This window comes from Tabrizicola sp. (assembly GCF_030694085.1).
Lineage (GTDB): Bacteria > Pseudomonadota > Alphaproteobacteria > Rhodobacterales > Rhodobacteraceae > Tabrizicola.
This window is the reverse complement of record NZ_JAUXZE010000035.1, coordinates 388,787-406,338: the sequence shown is the minus strand read 5'-3', so window position 1 is coordinate 406,338 and position 17,552 is coordinate 388,787. Positions and strand designations below refer to the sequence as shown.

Here is a 17,552-nt window from a genome sequence, read left to right as displayed (position 1 = left end):
TCCCTTTCCCTTTGAGGGGGAGGGGACGCGAATGGTGGATGTGGCGACTTGGTCAACTCGGCTCGTCCCGGCGGCGGCTTCGCCCGGCCAGCAGCATCAGTCCGGCCCCGCCAAGGCTGAGGAGTGCCGCCACCGCCATGAACGGTGTGTAGGTCGCCCCGGAGTTCAAGGAAAACACCGCCGCCGCGACCCAGACCGAGACCACCCGCGACAGATCGACCAGCGAGGTCGACAGGCCGACGCGGGAGGGGATCGCCTCTTGCAGGTAGCTGATGTTGATGCTGAGAAGCGCCGCGATGGCGATGGCCGCAAAGGCTTGCAGCAGGACGACCTGCAGGAAGCTGGCGACAAAGAGCATCAACCCGAAGTAGACCGCGAAAATGACGCTTGCGGCGGCAAGGATCAGGTCCTTGCGCACCCGCATCGCAAGGTAGCCCCAGCCGATCATCGCCGGGACCTCGATGGCTGCCGCGATCGAGGCGTTGATGCCGACTTGCGCCAAGGTGCCGTTCAGATCGCGCAGGATGACAAGCGGCAGAAGCACCATGTTCAGCTGCACGGCGGCCATGGCGCAGGTGACGCCCACGATCCCGAACCTGTAAGGGGCCGCGATGCGGATGCGGGGTGGCGGAGCCGCTGGCGTGTCCGGGTCGGTGGTCGCAACCCCGATCTTCGCATTCGGTTGCAGCCAGAGAAGGCCGATCACCAGGGTACATCCGACATGGGCCAGGGCCGAGAAGGCAAAGACCGAATAGGCCGACCAGCGCGCGGCGATCAGCCCGGCCAGGGGCGGCACGACGATCCAGGCCAGCGTGAACATGCTGCGCAGGATTGACAGGATGAACTCGGCCCTCTCGGGGTGGGTGCGGTTGTAGAAGGCCCGCGAGTAGGAAAAGCTTTGTGAAAAGAGCGCGTTACCGAAGGGGACCAGCAGGCAGAACGCCAGGACGAAGACGAAGGGCGTCTGGATCGCCCAGATCAGGCCGAAGGCGACGACCCCCATCGCCGCGCAGAGAAAGATCAGGATGCGGCGGTCGGCGACCTTGTCGGAAAGCCAGCCAAGTGCCACCGAAGCACAGGCGCTGCCGACTGCGGTCAGCGCCATGACGGTGCCGAAGGCCGCGTTCGACAGGCCAAGCGAATCGACGCCCACGATGGCGCGATAGGGTGTCATGGCGGCGAAAGCAGCGCCCGACAGGAAGATGTTGGTGGCCAGAAGACCGGTCACGCCGCGGGTCTGCATCATGCTGCGGGTCCTGCTGCAAGGTCCCGCAACGTTACCGAGGGAAGCCTGACGCGGCAACCTGGGTTGTGCTGCAGGCGCGGTCAGGTGAGTCGGGCTGAAGCCCGACCTACTTTACCGGGGTCTTGTAGGTCATGCGGCGGATCGAGCCGGATTTGGAGCGCATCAGGATCGTCTCCAGCGTGACCCAGCCCGGATCGCGCTTGATTCCGGCGAGGAGGGAGCCAGAGGTGACGCCGGTGGCCGCAAAGATCACGTCGGCGCGCACGAGGTCGTCGCGGGTGTAGACGCGGTCGAAGTTGGTGATGCCGGCCTTGCGGGCGCGGGCGCGTTCGTCGTCGTTGCGGAACAGAAGCTTGCCGTAGAACTGGCCGCCCATGCATTTCAGCGCGGCGGCGGCCAGCACGCCTTCGGGTGCGCCGCCGGAGCCCATGTACATGTCGATGCCGGTGATTTCCGGCTCGGCGCAGTGCATGACGCCGGCCACGTCGCCGTCGGTGATCAGCCGGATCGCGGCGCCGGTGGAGCGGACCTCGGCGATCAGGTCTTCATGCCTTGGGCGGTCGAGGATGCAGACGGTGATGTCTTCGGTCGAGCAGCCCTTGGCGGCGGCCAGCGCCGAGACGCGTTCGGAGGGGGTCATCGACAAGGTGACGGTGCCGGGCTTGTGGCCGGGGCCGATGGCCAGCTTGTCCATGTAGACGTCGGGGGCGTGCAAAAGCGTGCCGCGCGGGGCCATCGCGATGACGGTCAGGGCGTTCGGCATGTCCTTGGCGGTAAGGGTCGTCCCTTCCAGCGGGTCGAGGGCGATGTCGACCTCGGGTCCGTTGCCGGTGCCGACTTCCTCGCCGATATACAGCATCGGGGCCTCGTCGCGTTCGCCCTCGCCGATGACGACGACGCCCTTGATGTCCAGAAGGTTGAGTTGGTCGCGCATGGCGTTGACGGCGGCCTGGTCGGCGGCCTTTTCATCCCCGCGGCCGATCAGGCGGGCCGAGGCGAGGGCGGCAGCCTCGGAAACGCGGCCAAGGCCAAGGGACAGGAGCCGGTCCTGGAATTGCGATTTTTCTGACATGGGTCCCCCGGGGCATCGCGCGATTTTTCCCCGTGTAGCGGGGGGTTGGCGGCGCGGCAAGCGTGGTGGCGCTAACGGCGGGGTCAGGGGCCGAAGCCAAGCGTGTCGCGGCGGGCGAGAACGGCCGCGTAGCAGGCGTCGAGGGAGTCCGCGGTGGCGCGGTCGGCGGCGGCGGCAGGGTCGCGGCGAAGGGGGATCAGCGCGGCCAGCCCGCGTGCCGAGGCATAGAAGTCGTCGGCTGGCAGGACAGAACGAAAGGGCTGGGTCGATTCGAAATGGCCGAAGATAAGGCCGGGGTAGGTAAGGACGGCGGTTTCGCAGGTGGCGCTGCTGTCGGGGCAATGGACGCGGCATAGCCCCTCGACCGGGGCGAACTCGCCACGTCCGGCCAGAGCCGTGCGGGCCAACAGGGCTTCTTCTGCGGTGACGGGCAGTTCGCGCCAGGACGAGGGCGAGACCGCGATCATGGCTTGCGCCTCTTTCAGGCGGGTCGCGGCGGTTTCGGGCGAGATTCCCGCCTTGCCGAGGGGATCGCCAAGGCTTGCAGGATCACGATGCAGCCGTTCGACCAGGTGGTTGAGGGCCATCCAGGCGGCGGGAGACTCCTTGGCCAGAAGCGCGGCGAGCAGGTCGTGGTCGGCAGTGGACGGCTCGGACAGGCCGAGACGGAAGGTCAGCGCCAGCGCGCCAAGCCAGGCCGGGGTGTCGGGCGAGAAAAGGGCTTCGGGCAGGGCTCCCACCGCGCCGGTCTGGTTGACCCAGGAGGCGAGGAGCAGCGCGGCCTTCTCTGGCTCGCCCAGGGCGGACAGCCCGGCGGCGCGGCGCAAGAGGTCGTCGGGCGCGTCGGTGTTCTGTCCATTGGCCCAGAGGGCCGTTGCCGCATGCGCCTCTGCGGCGGCGTCCTGCACCCAGATCCCGCCAAGCTTGCGTTGGGCGTTCTTTTCCGCGAGCGAGCCGGAGGGCGGAATCCATTGCAGCGCAAAGGGCAGGGCGACCAGCGCGGCAGGGTTCCCGGTTTCGGCGAGTGCCTTGAGGCGGGCCACAGCCTCGGGCTCGCCGGTATTCAGCGCAAGATCGAGGGCCGCGCGAAAGTCAGGGTCGTCGGCCCCGGCCAGCATCTCGGCGCGCGCCGCAAACGCGGCAAGGGTGCAGGTGAGTGCGGCTAGAGTGGCGAGCTTGCGCATCCTGGCCTCCGACAATGGCTGTGGAAGGGTTGACGCGACGGGTCAGCCTGTCAAGCGATCAGACTTCCTCGATACGGATCGCCACGGGGTTGCCGACAAGAACGCCAGTCGCGGCGAAGCGGGTCATGGCGTGGGCGACGTCGTCGGGGGCGGCCTTGTGGGTGACGATGAGGACCGGGGCGTTGGCGCCCTGGTGGCCGTATTGGCGCATCTGGTCGATGGAAACACCGGAATCGCCCAGGCAGGTGGCGATCTTGGCAAGCGCACCGGGTTTGTCGAGAAGCGTCATGCGCAGGTAGTAGGGCGCCGGCGTCGCCGACTTGGCGGGTTGGGCCGCGGCGAGCTGGCTCGCGGGCTGGCCAAAGGTCGGCAGGCGGAAGCCGCGGGCGATGTCGATCACGTCGGCCATGACGGCGGAGGCGGTGGGACCCATGCCCGCGCCGGGGCCACGCAGGACGATCTGGCCGACCGAGTCCCCTTCAAGGACGACCATGTTGGTGCCGCCCTGCAACTGGCCAAGCGGGCTGTCGGCGGGGACAAGGCAAGGGGTCATGCGCTGTTCAAGCCCGCGCCCGGTCATCTGGGCGACACCAAGAAGCTTGATGCGGTAACCCATATCCTCGGCCAGGCGGATGTCGTCGATGGACACGTTGCCGATGCCTTCCAGTTCCACGGCGTCGAAGGCGACGCGGGTGCCGAAGGCGATGGAGGCAAGGAGCGACAGCTTGTGGCCCGCGTCGATGCCGCCCACGTCAAGGTTCGGGTCGGCTTCCAGATAGCCAAGCTGGCGGGCTTCCTCGAACACGGTCTCGTAGGGCAGGTTTTCGGCCTGCATCCGGGTGAGGATGTAGTTGCAGGACCCGTTCATGACGCCCATGACCCGCTTGATGCGGTTTCCGGCAAGTCCCTCGGTCAGGGCCTTGATGACGGGGATGCCACCTGCGACGGCGGCCTCGAAACGGAGGGCAAGGTTCGCGGCCTCGGCGGCCTCGGCAAGGGCCTGGCCGTGGTGGGCGAGAAGCGCCTTGTTGGCGGTGACGACGTGTTTTCCGGCGGCGATGGCGGCTTCTGTGGCGTCCTTCGCCGGGCCTTCGTGGCCGCCCATCACCTCGACGAAGACATCGATATCCTGCCGCGAGGCCAGTGCGACTGGGTCGGTTTCCCAGGCATAGCCGGAAAGATCGGCGTCGCGGTTCTTCTGCGGGTCACGGGCCGAGACGGCGGTGATGGTCACCGGGCGACCGGCGCGGGCGGCAATCAGATCGGCATGGGCCTGCACGATCTTGACGACACCGATGCCGACGGTTCCGAGACCGGCAAGACCAAGACGCAGGGGGGCGGCGGACATCGGAGAACCTTTGGCAGTTTGCGGCTGACGTCTGTTAGCTGGAAGCCGGGAGAGGTGCAACGCCGTCAAGGTGCGGTTGGGGCAGCCGTAATGGCCGAGGCCCGCGCCCGAAGCCCGGCCGCGCGGGCCAGGACGGCGGGACCGGGATCTTCGGTCTGCGGCCCGGCCTGAGCAAGGAGGTCGTCGATCGGCAGCAACTGCGGCGGCGGGCCGGTGTCCGGGCCCATCGCGTCGATCTCGGGGAAGGGTGCGCAGCCCGGTATGCTGGTCGACAGGAGGAGGAGGAGGAGGATAAGACGCATGGAAACCCCGGCATGACGGGCACAGGCTACCCCCTGAATCGTCCGGGGGGAAGCCGTGGCTGGACAGCGTCCATTAAGCGTCAGGTGCAGGTGTTCGTGCCTTGCAGGCAAAGACGGCGGTGGCGCGGGCGGGTCACCACGAACTCGCCATAGGTGCCGTCGTCGACGCCGACGAGGAAGCCCGCCAGGACGGTCTTCATCTGGGTCTTGAACTCGACCGAAGTCTCGACGACGAAGACGCTTTCGCCATTGTTCAGGACCGGAACCCGGGTGGTCTTCCAGGCCTGGATATTGGCCTCGGTCAGCGGTTGGACCTGGGCGCCGGGCGAGAAGGAGAAGAGAAGCCGGTAGGAGCCACGGGTGCCGTCGCAGGGCTGCGTCACACCGGGCTGCGCGGGCAGCATCGGCGAGATACATTCGAAGCTGGTGATCCGCAATTTGACCGGGTGGCCGCCGGGGGTCAGGAAGTTCGCCACATTCTGCAGCCCGTTGGCGAAGGTCGTGGGCACGGTATCGCGCTGCCGCGACAGAAGGTCGGCAATCGAGTAGGCGGCCTTCTGGGTGACGTTGATCGTGCGGAACACGTCCCAGTAGATGAACATCGCCACCAGCGCCCAGATGATGAGCGGCATCATGACCAGGCCTTCGGCGAGGATCAGGCCATCTTCGTTGCGCAGGAAGTCGTTGAAACGGCGAGTGTACTTGCGCATGGCGGTCATCCCGGCTCGTTCACGAATGTCGAGGTCACGATCAGCGCATAGGTGCCGTCCGGCTCGCTTGCCATGTTCAGAGAGATGGCAGTGGTCGGGAACATCGGCTGTTCCTTCAGGCAGATGCGCAGAAGCATGATGTCGTTGTCGGTCCCGTAGGCGAATTCGTTCGCCGGCGGGTTGTTCAGGTTGATCGGCTGGCTGCGGTCGACGCAGTTCCGGGGTGGCGCGGTCATGGCGAAGGTCCCGGTGTTGACCGGCTGCATCCAGATCTTCATGTCTTGCATGCAGGTCGCGATCGAATTGACCATCATCCCTTCCGAACAGATCCTCTGCTTCAGGTCCTGGTGCGAGAAGTTCCGATAGTTGCCCAGGCGGATCTGGCGCACAACTTCGTCCACGGCGCGGTCGAACATGACGTAGCGCGCCATGAACATGCTGCTTTCGAACGAGGCGGTGAAGACCAGGAAGATGATCGGGAAGACGAAGACGAACTCGATCGGCCCCGTCCCGGTTTCGTCCTGAAGGAAGTTGCGGATCCGGGTCATTGGGTCAACTTCAGCGGTGAGACAAGGACAGCGATCTGCTCGAAGGCGGCGTTCAGCGCGTCGCCGCTGGTCACCTTGTAGTAGTAGCCAGTCCCCGGCGAGGCGCAGTTTTGCACCGGAGCTTCGACGACCGCGTCGCCCAGGATGATGCCGAACACTTCGAACCCGGCGGTCTTTGCGGCGGTGCAGTTCTGGTTAAGCAGATTGTCCATATAGGCGTCGTCGGTCAGGTAGGGGGCGACGAAGGTGTTGCGGACCGTGGTGTAGCTGCTGGTGCCGCTGACGCCCGAGCGCATGTAGAGCTGCTGGACCACCCAGTCGACGCGGACAAAGCGCCAGACTTCCGACCAGTCAAGCTGTCGCACGGTGCCGCTTCCGGTCCAGGCCGGGGTCGCCTGCCAGGCCAGCGGATCGCAGGCGCCCGTGATGGACTGGCCGGTGCCCGCACCCTCGGCCTGGGTGCCGACGCGTTGCGCGACCGCATTGGCCTTGCGATGGGGGATGAAGTATTCGCGGTTGGTCGCGATCGGCCAGCCAGAGCAAGTGTTGGTCGCCGTCGGCATGTAGGGCCGGGTACCGCCGGTCAGTGCAGGTCCGCCGGCCGTGAAGCGGATCGCGAAGTTACCGTCGGCTCCGCGCCAGATCGGCGATAGGCCGGTCTTGTAGGCATCGCGGATGTGGTCGCTGGCGACGTGGTCACCGTCCGTCATCAGCACGATGATCTTGCGGGTCTCTGCGTCATTGTTGGCGACCGGGCGCCCCTCCATGCCGGGGACGCCGCTGCGCAGCGCGTCGTAGATCGGGCGGGCGGTTTCGTCCATGAGCAGCGTGCCCCAGCGCATGCCGACCGCGATCGAGGTCCGGCCGCGCGGCTGCAGAAGCGCGATCTGGCTGGTGACCGTGCTGGGAACCGTCGTGGGCAGCAACACCATGTTGCCGGTGGTTTCGTTTGCGGCCGTGCTGGGATTGTCGCCGTGGTTGCAGATCACGTCGTTGCCGGCCATGTTCGGGACTGATCCGGTTGTCCCCGTGCCAGTGGCGGTGGGGCTGCGGAAGCTGAGCACGACCCGTCCGCCCGTCGTGGACGTCTGCACCGTCGGGTTGGGTATCGTTCCCGGGCGGTATGTGTCGGCAACTGCGGCCAACGGGTAGGCCGTCGTGCGCGACATTGCGGTCTGCGTCCAGGAACTGACCGGGAATTCGAAGCAGTTGATGTTCGGAACGCCCGGAGGCTGCTGCCACCAGTTGGCGATGTTGGAGTAGGTGAACTGGTCACGCAGCGTGGCGGGCATGTTCACGTTCGACGAATAGGGCACCATCCCGATCGAGATCAGGTTGTTCGGATCCTTCGGGATCGTGTAGTTGCCCCCGGCGTCGCGGCTGAACTTCAGGATGTTGACGAAGTTCGTCGCAGCCGTGCGCAGCGCCGCGATCTTGGTGGTCGTGCCCGAGGATTCGCCCATCGAACCCGTGATGTCGAGCACCAGGATGACTTCGATCTTGGACACGCCCTGCTGGGCGCCCGAGGCGACCGGCCCCTCGAAATAGGGGTAGTCCATCAGGTGCATGAAGTGGTTGTAGGACCGCACCCTGGCGGTCCCGACGACCCGGCGCGAGCTGCTGGTGGCTTCGCCGGTGATCGTGGGAGCGGAGTAGTCGACGGTCAGCTCGTCGCCAAGACCCGCGACATCGAACCAGCTTTGTGCCACGCTCTGGGGCGTCTGGTTCGGCGGGATCACAAGGTTCGCCGCCGCAAGCATCGCACGGTCCATCGTTTCCTGCAGGGTGACACGGCGCCATTCGTAGCGCATCACGTCCACGGCAATGCCACCGAACAGGATCATCATAACGAACAGCATGACGACGAATATGGTGACACCGCCTTCTTCCTCGGATCGGAAATCCGAGAACTTGCGGACGACGAGCGGGGAAACCGGTCGCTTGGCAGGTTTTGTCAACATGTCACTATCCATTGCAGCAGCGCCCCAGCCGAAATTGCCGGGCATCGATCAAAGATTTAGGCATAGGATCAGGCAGAAGTGTGGCATTTCCTGATGATGCCCGCGTGTGCTGCCACAATCTGGAAACAATCCGGGGGAATCCGGCGGGTTTTTCTGCAAACGCGAAAATTTTCCAGCGCGTTCAATCTTCGTCAAGGAAAGTGGCCGGAAAATGATTCGCGGCCCCGCGGTCCCCGCCGTCGTTGTCCGGGCCCGTCCCACAGGCCCACTCGCCGCGCTTTCGGGGTTCCCAAGTGCCGGGTCGGATCGTACGGTCCGCCTCGGCGCCAGGCCCACGGTGCCGCCTGTTCAGGGAGGGACAGTATGGCCGTTTCCGGAGAGCCGAGCTTTCGCGAATCCGTTGATTTGATGTTCAACCGCGCCGCGAAACTGATGGACCTGAGCCCAGGTCTGGAACAGAAGATCCGCGTCTGCAATTCGACCTACACGGTCCGCTTCGGTGTCCGCCTGCGCGGCAAGATCGAGACTTTCACCGGCTATCGGTCGGTTCATTCCGAACACATGGAACCCGTGAAGGGCGGTATCCGCTTTGCGCTGTCGGTCAACCAGGACGAAGTCGAGGCGCTGGCGGCGCTGATGACCTACAAATGCGCTTTGGTGGAAACGCCGTTCGGCGGATCGAAGGGCGGATTGTGCATCGATCCGCGGCAATGGGACGAGCATGAGCTGGAACAGATCACCCGCCGCTTCGCCTATGAACTGATCAAGCGCGACCTGATCCATCCGGCCCAGAACGTCCCCGCCCCGGACATGGGAACGGGCGAGCGCGAGATGGCGTGGATCGCCGACCAATATGCGCGGATGAACACCACGGACATCAATGCCAAGGCCTGCGTGACCGGCAAACCTCCGCATGCGGGGGGCATCCAGGGCCGGGTCGAGGCGACGGGGCGCGGCGTGCAATACGCGCTACGCGAGTTCTTCCGGCACCCGGAGGACATCGGCAAGGCAGGCTTGACGGGCGGTCTCGACGGCAAGCGGGTGATCGTCCAGGGCCTTGGCAACGTCGGCTACCACGCCGCCAAGTTTCTGAGCGAGGAGGACGGCTGCAAGGTCATCGCGGTGATCGAACGGGACGGGGCATTGCTGGACGCGAACGGCCTGGACATCGAGGATGTCCGGCAGTGGATGAACCGGCACGGCGGGCTGCTGGCGGGCTATCCGAACGCGACCCACGTGGCGGATGGCTCGGCCGTGCTGGAAGAGCCGTGCGACCTGCTGATCCCTGCGGCGATGGAGGGGGTGATCAACCTGTCCAATGCCGACCGGATCAAGGCGCCGCTAATCATCGAGGCCGCCAATGGCCCCATCACCTTCGGCGCCGACGAGATCCTGCGCCGCAAGGGCTGCGTGATCATCCCCGACATGTATGCCAATGCGGGCGGGGTGACCGTTTCCTATTTCGAATGGGTCAAGAACCTGTCCCACATCCGCTTTGGCCGGATGCAGCGCCGGGCCGAAGAGGCGCGGTCCCGGCTTCTGGTCGAGGAGCTGGAGCGGCTGAGTTCGGACGAAGGCCTGGGCTGGTCGCTTGCCCAGGACTTCAAGGAACGCTTCCTGACCGGCTCGGACGAACTGGCGCTGGTGCGGTCGGGCCTGGATGACACGATGCGCACGGCCTACCAGGCAATGCGCGCGGTCTGGCACAGCCGTCAGGACGTCGAGGACCTGCGGGTGGCGGCCTACATCGTGTCCATCGACCGGGTGGCGAAAACCTATCGGTCGAAGGGGTTGTAAATCGTCCACGAGCACGGCGCGGGACGGATTGGGAGGTAACGATCTCCCGCCCGGTCGCGTGCGCGCGGGTGGCCCGATTCGGAGGGAGACAGGCTGTGTCGCGACGTCTAGAGGGCCTCGGCGATCGGGATGTCGCACATAAATCCGCCACATCACTGGCCTCGCGCAATCAGGGATTGCAGCCAGTCCAACTCACTCGCGGCGTGCCATAGATTTGCCGCAAAGTAGTCCCGATCTTAGCGCCCGTTTAACTTCGGTTAATGTTGCGTCAGATATTCACAGCCTTGGTTGTGTTGGATTTTCCAGCGACGTGATCATTGATCGGGGTGGGCGCCATGACAGTTCCGACGAATGGCATTGCAAGGAAACTTAAGGCATTTTTGCGGCAAGAGGGCGGAAGTTCGACGATCGAGTTCGTGCTCTGGCTGCCCATTGTCCTGGCGATTCTGCTGCTGATCGTCGACTCGAGCATGCTGTTCATGAGCCGCACCCATGCGATCCGCGTCCTGCAGGATACCAACCGGCTCTATTCGGTGGGGCAGTTTACCGGCACTCCGGCCGAGCGGATCACCAAGGCGCAGGCCTATGCGCTGACCCGGCTGCAGGGGCTGTCGCCAAGTGCGACCATCACCACGACCGAAACGAACCGCGTGGTGCGGACCCGCGCCACGATGGAAACCGCCGAGATCGCCCAGATCGGGTTCCTCGGGCTGATGATCGATATGACGATGGTGGTCGCCGCCGAACATAGAGTGGAGTTCTGACATGTCGCGTTTTCGTGCAGCCAGATCGTTTGCCGCCTCGGAAGACGGGGGAATGACGGGCGGTGGCCTGATCTTCATGATCGTCTTCCTGGCGGTTGGCGGCCTGGCGGTTGATGTGTCGAACGCGATCAGTCAACGCACCCACTTGCAGCTGACGGCTGATGCCACGGCCCATTCAGCGCTGTACGTGCGCAATTACACGCTGAACGCCACCCCGGAGGACGCCAAGACCGCCGCCCTGGCCCTGGGCCGGACCAACATGCCGCCGGGTGTCTTTGGCGAGGTGCTGTCGACCCAGGACATCGAGTTCGGCGTCTGGAACCGGGCCAACCGCACCTTCACGCCGGACGAGACGTCCCGCACGGCGGTCCGGGTCTGGACCCACCGGGACGCGGCCGGCGAGAACGAGGTGACGACCTACCTGCTGAAGTTCGCCGGATTCGACTCGTTCGACGTCCGCACCGCGTCGGTGTTTGAAACCTATGTGCCGGACTGCCTGCGCGAAGGCTTCGTTGCCGAAGAGATGGTCGATATCCAAAGCAACAACAGTTATGTCGATGGCTTCTGCATCCACTCGAACGACATCGTGTCGATCAACAACAACAACTATTTCGAAGAAGGCACGGTGGTCTCCATGCCGGATTCGACGCGGCTGGATATGCCGCCCTCGGGTGTCCGGTCCAATGAGGGCCTGACCCAGGCCCTGCGCTATGGTGCCATGCAGATCCGCCTGATCAACGCCCTGCGCGAGGTTCCGTCGTCACCGTATTCCAGCGGTATCGCAGCCATGTGGAACTACATCCAGCTGGCGACGCGCGATGGGCAACTGGGCTATCTGACCGCCCCGCCGCGGAATATCACCATCGTCAATGGACAGCCGTCGCCGTCGGCCGCCAGTTCCGACTCGGTCCAGGCCGGGCGGAACCTGCTTGATCGCAACGATGCCCTGGCGCTGCGGCCCAATGCGGTCAATTACGTCTTCTGCTCAAGCACCAGCACGCAGCTGCAGATCCGCCAGGCGCTGACCAATGTGGTGATGATCACCAACTGCCAGATCAGCTTTGGATCGGGCGGCGCGTTGGAGAACGGGCTGATTGCGACGCTGCACAGGGGTGCAAGCTCGATCTCCGGGTCCTCGGACACGCGGATCGGCGCGATCGACAACTGCGCCGCCGGCGGGGGGGCACAGCTGATCAGTCTGGGCGGCATGAACTTCGCATCTGGTGTCTCGATCCACGGCGGGCAACTGATCGCGCTGCGGGAAATCTCGTTCGCGGCCAATGGCGATGGAGTGCGGGGCACCTCGATCATCTCGGGCGACACGGTGTCGGGCACGTCGAACATGGAGATGGGCCTTTGCGGATCGGGCATGGAGGGCAACCTGTCGCTCGACTACTTCCGCATGGTCCAGTAGCGCAGCATCCGTTTGCGACGCAGTTTGTCGCGGCGGGCGCAGGAATTCCTTGTGCGGTCTTGAATATGCGGCCCTGACCCGGTCTTATGGCCCGGTCTGGGGAGTTTGCCGATGCGTTATTCCGGCCTGAAGGTCATCGCCGAAGGTTTGTTCGGGAACAAGGGCTGGACGCCCGCCTGGCGCAATCCCTCGCCGAAGTCAGAGTACGACGTCATCATCATCGGCGGCGGCGGGCACGGGCTGGCGACGGCGTATTATCTGGCGAAGAACCACGGGATCACCAATGTCGCGGTGCTGGAAAAGGGCTATCTGGGGTCCGGCAACATCGGGCGGAACACCACCATCGTGCGGGCCAACTATTTCCTGCCGGGGAACTCGGAATTCTACAGCCACAGCCTGAAGCTGTGGGAGGGGCTGGAGTCCGACCTGAACTACAACGTGATGCATTCGCAGCGCGGGCTGATCAACCTGTTCCATTCGGACGGGCAGCGCGATGCTTTCGTGCGGCGCGGTAATGCGATGATCAATCAGGGCGACGACGCGATCCTTCTGGACCGCGACGGGGTGCGGGAGCATCTGCCTTACTTGGATTTCGACAACACGCGGTTCCCGATCTATGGCGGGCTGTTGCATCCGCGCGGGGGGAGTGCGCGGCACGACGCGGTGGCCTGGGGCTATGCGCGGGGGGCGGACCGGCGCGGGGTGGACCTGATCCAGAACTGCGAGGTCACCGGGATCGACATCGAGGGCGGTGTGGTCCGGGGCGTGCAGACCACGCGCGGGGCGATCCGGGCGAAGAAGGTCGGGATCGTGGTGGCGGGACGGTCATCTCAGGTCGCGGCGATGGCGGGGATGCGGTTGCCGATTGAATCGCATGTTTTGCAGGCGTTTGTCACCGAGGGGCTGAAGCCGGTGATCAACCATGTGATCAGCTTCGGCATGGGGCACTTCTATATCAGCCAGTCCGACAAGGGCGGGTTGGTGTTCGGGGGGGATCTGGATTTCTACGCCTCCTATGCCTCCCGCGGGAACCTGCCGATGGTAGAGCATGTTATGGAAGCGGGGATGACCCTGATGCCGATGATCGGCCGCGCAAAGGTGCTGAGAAGCTGGGGCGGGATCATGGACATGTCGCCGGATGGGTCTCCGGTGATCGACAAGACGCATGTCGAGGGATTGTTCATCGACTGCGGCTGGAACTATGGGGGGTTCAAGGCGGTGCCTGCCTCAGGCTGGTGCATGGCACATCTGATGGCGACCGGCGAGCCGCACGAGGTCGCCGCCAAGTTCCGGCTGGACCGCTTTGCGACGGGGCATCTTCTGGACGAAGAAGGCACCGGGTCGCAGCATAACCTGCACTGAGGGAGCGCGTGATGACCTTGCACCTGCGCCTTGCGGATAATGCGGATGCCTCCGGCGGGGATATTTTCGGACAGATGAAATCGGGGGTCTTTCCATGCGCCTGACATGCCCCCTTTGCGGTGACCGGGACCGGCGGGAGTTCTACTACTACGGGGCGGAGGATTATCTGCATCGGCCCCCGGAGGGTGCGCCCTTGGCCGACTGGGACAACTACCTGCATCTGCGGGACAATCCGGCGGGGGTGACAAAGGACCTTTGGTATCACGAGGCGGGCTGTGCCCAGTGGCTGGTCGTCACGCGGAACACAGTGACGCATGAGATTTCCGGCGTCGAACTGGTAGCGGAGCGCAAGGCATGAGGATCGACGGCAAGGGTCTGGTCGACCGGACGAAGCCGGTGCGCTTCCGTTTCGACGGGAAGGATTATGCCGGCTACAAAGGCGACACCTTGGCCTCGGCCCTCTTGGCCAATGACGTGCGGCTGGTCGGGCGGTCGTTCAAGTATCACCGACCCAGGGGGGTGCTGACCGCGGGGTCGGAGGAGCCGAACGCGCTGGTGGAGGTGGTGGGGCCGTCGAACCAGACGCCGAACGTGCGGGCGACGATGCAGGAGGTGTTCGAGGGGCTGGACTGCCGGAGCCAGAACCGCCTTGGCTCGCTGCGCTTCGACCTTCTGGCGGTGAACGATTACCTGTCGCCGTTCCTGTCGGCGGGGTTCTACTACAAGACCTTCATGTGGCCGCGCGCCTTCTGGGAGGGGCTTTACGAGCCGATCATCCGCCGTGCCGCGGGCTTGGGGAGCTTGTCCGGCAAGCATGACGAGGGCACTTACGAGAAGGCCTTTGCCTTCTGCGACGTGCTGGTGATCGGGTCCGGCCCTGCGGGTCTGATGGCCGCGTTGACGGCGGGGCGGTCGGGCGCGGACGTGATCCTGTGCGAGGAGAGTCATGCGCTGGGCGGACGGTTGCTCTCGGACGGCGGAACCATTGGTGGCGTGCCTGCGGGCGACTGGGTGGCACAGGTGCTGGCCGAGTTGCAGGCGCTGCCGAACGTGCGGATCATGGCGCGGACCACGGTGACCGGGGCCTACGACAGCGGCACCTATGGCGCGCTGGAGCGGGTGGGGCTGCACAAGCCCGCCCGACCGAACCTGCCGCGTGAGTGTTTCTGGCGGATCGTGGCGAAGCATGCCGTGCTGGCAAGCGGTGCCTTGGAGCGGCCGGTGGCCTTCGAGAACAACGACCGGCCGGGGATCATGATGGCCTCGGCGGTGCGGACATACCTCAACCGCTATGGCGTGGTGCCGGGCAAGCGCGTGACGCTTTTCGCCAATACCGATCAGGCGCGGGGCGTTGCGCGGGACCTGATGGCCTCAGGCATCCAGGTGGCGGCGATCATCGATCCGCGGCCCGATGCCAGCGCGGTCGAGGATTGCCCGGTGCATGTGGGGGCCGAGGTTGTTGGCAGCCGGGGTCGCCTGGGGCTTGCGGGCATCCAGGTGCGGAAAGGCAGCGAGACCATCGAGATCGAGACCGACTGTCTGGCGATGTCGGGGGGCTGGAACCCGACGATCCACCTGACCTGCCACATGAACGGGCGTCCACGCTGGAGCGAGGAACTGGCGGCCTTTGTCCCGATGGAGGGGGCGGTGCCGGGGCTGGTGGCCGTGGGCGCGGCGAATGGGTCGATGTCGACGCATGGGGCGCTGGCGACGGGTCATGCGGCGGCTTTGCGCGCCGTGGAAGCTTTGGGCCGGAAGGTGTCGGTCCTGCTGCCCGAGGCCGAGGACATGCCTTATACGCTGAAGGCGCTGTGGGCGGTCGAGGGGAAGGGCCGGGCCTGGCTGGACTTTGCCAATGACGTGACCACCAAGGACGTGAAGTTGGCCGCGCAGGAGGGTTTCCGGTCGGTCGAGCATATGAAGCGTTACACGACGCAAGGGATGGCGCCCGATCAGGGCAAGAGCTCGAACGTTGCGGCGCTGGCGGTGCTGGCGGAAGCGACGGGGCGGGGGATTGCGGAGACCGGGGTGACCACGTTCCGACCGCCCTATGTCCCGGTGTCGATTGCCGCGATGGGGGCGGGGGGCAGGGCCGAGGGGTTCGCGCCGCAGCGGTTCCTGACCAGCGACCAGGCCAGCCGCGACCGGGGCGCGCCGATGATCGAGGCGGGGCTGTGGTATCGGCCAAGCTATTTCCCGAAGCCGGGTGAGGCGACCTGGCGCGAGGCTTGCGACCGGGAAGTGACCATGGTGCGCGAGACGGTCGGCGTGGCCGATGTCTCGACCCTGGGCAAGATCGACATTCAGGGCAAGGACGCGGGGCGGTTCCTGGACTTTGTCTATACCAACACGTTCAGCACATTGCCGGTGGGCCGGGTCCGCTATGGGTTGATGCTGCGCGAGGATGGGCTGGTGCTGGATGATGGCACCTCGGCCCGGTTGGGCGAGGGGCATTACCTGATGACCACCACCACCGCAGCGGCGGGTCTGGTGATGCGGCATCTGGACTTTGTGCATCAGGCGTTCTGCGCGGATTGGCAGGTGCGGTTCATCAGCGTGACCGAAAGCTGGGCGCAGTTTGCCGTCGCGGGGCCAAAGGCGCGGGCATTGGTGAATTCGTTCTTGGAAGTGCCGGTGGACCTGCCTTTCATGGGGGTGGCACCGGTGCGGATCGGCGGGGTCGATGGTCGGCTGTTCCGTATCAGTTTCTCGGGCGAGGAAGGCTATGAGCTTGCCGTGCCCACCCGCTATGGAGAGGCCTTGTTCCGCGATCTGGTTGCGCGAGCCGAGACGATGGGCGGCGGGCCCTACGGGATGGAGGCGCTGAACGTGTTGCGGATCGAGAAGGGCTTCATCACCCATGCCGAGATTCATGGGCGCGTCACGGCGCATGACATCGGGATGGAGAAGATGGTCAGCGCGAAGAAGGACTGCATCGGCAAGGCGGCGGCGACGCGGCCGGGGATGTGGGGCCCAGAACGCGAGCAACTGGTCGGCCTGAAGGCCAGCGCGCCGATCAGTGCCGGGGCGCATCTGTTCGTGCCGGGGACCGAAGTGCACCGCGAGACCGATCAGGGCTATGTGACAAGCATCTGTTGGTCGCCGACGGTGGGGGCCTGGCTGGGACTGGGCTTTCTGAAGGATGGCCGCGCGCGGCATGGCGAGAAGATCCGGCTGGTCGATCATCTGCGCGGGCTGGACGTCCTCTGCGAGGTCTGCGACCCCGTGTTCCACGACCCGGACGGGGAGAAGCTGCGTGCCTGAACTTATCGCGAAATCGGCCCTTGAGGGGCGAAGCCTTGCTCTTGGGGGCGTGACGCTTGCTGAGGTCGAGGCTGGACCGATTACCTCGATCGCAGTCCTGCCCGGCGCGGCGAAGACGGTGGCGAAGGGGTTGAAAACCATAGGCCTTGCGATGCCGGAGCCGAACCGCTTTGCCGAAAAGAAGGGTGCGCGGATCGTCTGGACCGGGCGTGAGCAGGCCTTTCTGATTGGCGTGGACGCCCCGGAGTTGGAGGGTGCGGCAGTTACGGACCAGTCGGACGGCTGGGCCGTGCTGGAAGTGTCGGGTCCGGCTGCAGTCGATGTCCTGGCACGGCTGGTGCCAATGGACCTGCGGCTGACCGCCTGCCCGGTCGGCTCTGCACTGCGGACGCAGGTGAACCACATGAATACGGTGATCCTGCGGACGGGTGACTACGCCTTCGAGATCATGGTCTTCCGGTCGATGGCCCGCACCGCCTGGCACGAGCTGGAAACCGCTACACATATGGTTGCGGCCCGCGCCAGTGTGAAAATCTAGGCGGAAAGGCGCGAAGCGCAGATTTTGTCACTGGCGTGTGAT

15 protein-coding genes are annotated in these 17,552 nt (G+C 65.2%); 7 read left to right on the top strand and 8 right to left on the bottom strand.

Annotated elements, in window-relative coordinates:
- Positions 1-52: 52 nt before the first annotated feature.
- From Q8M85_RS06940 to Q8M85_RS06905, 8 genes are all read right to left on the bottom strand, one after another.
- Positions 53-1,246 (bottom strand): MFS transporter, encoded by a 1,194-nt coding sequence (locus tag Q8M85_RS06940; RefSeq protein WP_305542059.1) that lies wholly within the window; start codon positions 1,244-1,246, stop codon positions 53-55.
- A gap of 106 nt (positions 1,247-1,352) precedes the next feature.
- A complete protein-coding gene (gene glpX / locus Q8M85_RS06935; protein WP_305542056.1) occupies positions 1,353-2,318 on the bottom strand; it encodes a class II fructose-bisphosphatase in 966 nt (321 codons plus the stop codon).
- A gap of 83 nt (positions 2,319-2,401) precedes the next feature.
- On the bottom strand, positions 2,402-3,502 hold the full coding sequence (locus Q8M85_RS06930) for a hypothetical protein (protein ID WP_305542053.1): 1,101 nt from the start codon (positions 3,500-3,502) through the stop codon (positions 2,402-2,404).
- Between the two features lie 58 nt (positions 3,503-3,560).
- Positions 3,561-4,850, bottom strand: coding sequence for a homoserine dehydrogenase (locus Q8M85_RS06925; protein WP_305542051.1), 1,290 nt, complete (start codon positions 4,848-4,850; stop codon positions 3,561-3,563).
- A gap of 65 nt (positions 4,851-4,915) precedes the next feature.
- On the bottom strand, positions 4,916-5,152 hold the full coding sequence (locus Q8M85_RS06920; protein WP_305542049.1) for a hypothetical protein: 237 nt from the start codon (positions 5,150-5,152) through the stop codon (positions 4,916-4,918).
- 80 nt (positions 5,153-5,232) lie between these two features.
- The gene (locus tag Q8M85_RS06915; RefSeq protein WP_305542047.1) at positions 5,233-5,862 is read right to left on the bottom strand and encodes a TadE/TadG family type IV pilus assembly protein; all 630 of its coding nucleotides are present in this window, start codon (positions 5,860-5,862) and stop codon (positions 5,233-5,235) included.
- Positions 5,863-5,867: 5 nt separating this feature from the next.
- Complete coding sequence (locus tag Q8M85_RS06910; protein WP_305542045.1) at positions 5,868-6,410, bottom strand: TadE/TadG family type IV pilus assembly protein; 543 nt, start codon at positions 6,408-6,410, stop codon at positions 5,868-5,870.
- A complete protein-coding gene (locus Q8M85_RS06905; protein ID WP_305542043.1) occupies positions 6,407-8,371 on the bottom strand; it encodes a Tad domain-containing protein in 1,965 nt (654 codons plus the stop codon). The genes Q8M85_RS06910 and Q8M85_RS06905 overlap by 4 nt, the downstream gene beginning before the upstream one ends.
- Before the next feature lie 363 nt (positions 8,372-8,734).
- Between Q8M85_RS06905 and Q8M85_RS06900 the strand changes: the two genes are divergently transcribed.
- From Q8M85_RS06900 to Q8M85_RS06870, 7 genes are all read left to right on the top strand, one after another.
- Positions 8,735-10,168, top strand: a complete 1,434-nt coding sequence (locus Q8M85_RS06900; protein ID WP_305542041.1) for a Glu/Leu/Phe/Val dehydrogenase — start codon at positions 8,735-8,737, stop codon at positions 10,166-10,168.
- A 335-nt stretch (positions 10,169-10,503) separates the two neighbouring features.
- A complete protein-coding gene (locus Q8M85_RS06895; protein ID WP_305542038.1) occupies positions 10,504-10,932 on the top strand; it encodes a TadE/TadG family type IV pilus assembly protein in 429 nt (142 codons plus the stop codon).
- Between the two features lies 1 nt (position 10,933).
- Positions 10,934-12,346 carry a TadE/TadG family type IV pilus assembly protein gene (locus tag Q8M85_RS06890; protein WP_305542035.1) on the top strand — a complete coding sequence of 471 codons (1,413 nt, stop codon included), beginning with the start codon at positions 10,934-10,936 and terminating at the stop codon, positions 12,344-12,346.
- 111 nt (positions 12,347-12,457) lie between these two features.
- Positions 12,458-13,708, top strand: coding sequence for a sarcosine oxidase subunit beta family protein (locus Q8M85_RS06885; RefSeq protein WP_305542032.1), 1,251 nt, complete (start codon positions 12,458-12,460; stop codon positions 13,706-13,708).
- 94 nt (positions 13,709-13,802) lie between these two features.
- Positions 13,803-14,066 carry a sarcosine oxidase subunit delta gene (locus Q8M85_RS06880; RefSeq protein WP_305542029.1) on the top strand — a complete coding sequence of 88 codons (264 nt, stop codon included), beginning with the start codon at positions 13,803-13,805 and terminating at the stop codon, positions 14,064-14,066.
- On the top strand, positions 14,063-16,972 hold the full coding sequence (locus Q8M85_RS06875) for a sarcosine oxidase subunit alpha family protein (protein WP_305542026.1): 2,910 nt from the start codon (positions 14,063-14,065) through the stop codon (positions 16,970-16,972). Before Q8M85_RS06880 ends, Q8M85_RS06875 begins: the two co-directional genes overlap by 4 nt.
- A complete protein-coding gene (locus tag Q8M85_RS06870; RefSeq protein WP_305542023.1) occupies positions 16,965-17,510 on the top strand; it encodes a sarcosine oxidase subunit gamma in 546 nt (181 codons plus the stop codon). The genes Q8M85_RS06875 and Q8M85_RS06870 overlap by 8 nt, the downstream gene beginning before the upstream one ends.
- The last annotated feature ends 42 nt before the right edge of the window (positions 17,511-17,552 follow it).

Coding starts and splice junctions, on each gene's coding strand:
- Q8M85_RS06940 (WP_305542059.1), bottom strand. CDS start 1,246: ATGATGCAGACCCGCGGCGTGACCGGTCTTCTGGCCACCAACATCTTC.
- glpX (WP_305542056.1), bottom strand. CDS start 2,318: ATGTCAGAAAAATCGCAATTCCAGGACCGGCTCCTGTCCCTTGGCCTT.
- Q8M85_RS06930 (WP_305542053.1), bottom strand. CDS start 3,502: ATGCGCAAGCTCGCCACTCTAGCCGCACTCACCTGCACCCTTGCCGCG.
- Q8M85_RS06925 (WP_305542051.1), bottom strand. CDS start 4,850: ATGTCCGCCGCCCCCCTGCGTCTTGGTCTTGCCGGTCTCGGAACCGTC.
- Q8M85_RS06920 (WP_305542049.1), bottom strand. CDS start 5,152: ATGCGTCTTATCCTCCTCCTCCTCCTCCTGTCGACCAGCATACCGGGC.
- Q8M85_RS06915 (WP_305542047.1), bottom strand. CDS start 5,862: ATGCGCAAGTACACTCGCCGTTTCAACGACTTCCTGCGCAACGAAGAT.
- Q8M85_RS06910 (WP_305542045.1), bottom strand. CDS start 6,410: ATGACCCGGATCCGCAACTTCCTTCAGGACGAAACCGGGACGGGGCCG.
- Q8M85_RS06905 (WP_305542043.1), bottom strand. CDS start 8,371: ATGTTGACAAAACCTGCCAAGCGACCGGTTTCCCCGCTCGTCGTCCGC.
- Q8M85_RS06900 (WP_305542041.1), top strand. CDS start 8,735: ATGGCCGTTTCCGGAGAGCCGAGCTTTCGCGAATCCGTTGATTTGATG.
- Q8M85_RS06895 (WP_305542038.1), top strand. CDS start 10,504: ATGACAGTTCCGACGAATGGCATTGCAAGGAAACTTAAGGCATTTTTG.
- Q8M85_RS06890 (WP_305542035.1), top strand. CDS start 10,934: ATGTCGCGTTTTCGTGCAGCCAGATCGTTTGCCGCCTCGGAAGACGGG.
- Q8M85_RS06885 (WP_305542032.1), top strand. CDS start 12,458: ATGCGTTATTCCGGCCTGAAGGTCATCGCCGAAGGTTTGTTCGGGAAC.
- Q8M85_RS06880 (WP_305542029.1), top strand. CDS start 13,803: ATGCGCCTGACATGCCCCCTTTGCGGTGACCGGGACCGGCGGGAGTTC.
- Q8M85_RS06875 (WP_305542026.1), top strand. CDS start 14,063: ATGAGGATCGACGGCAAGGGTCTGGTCGACCGGACGAAGCCGGTGCGC.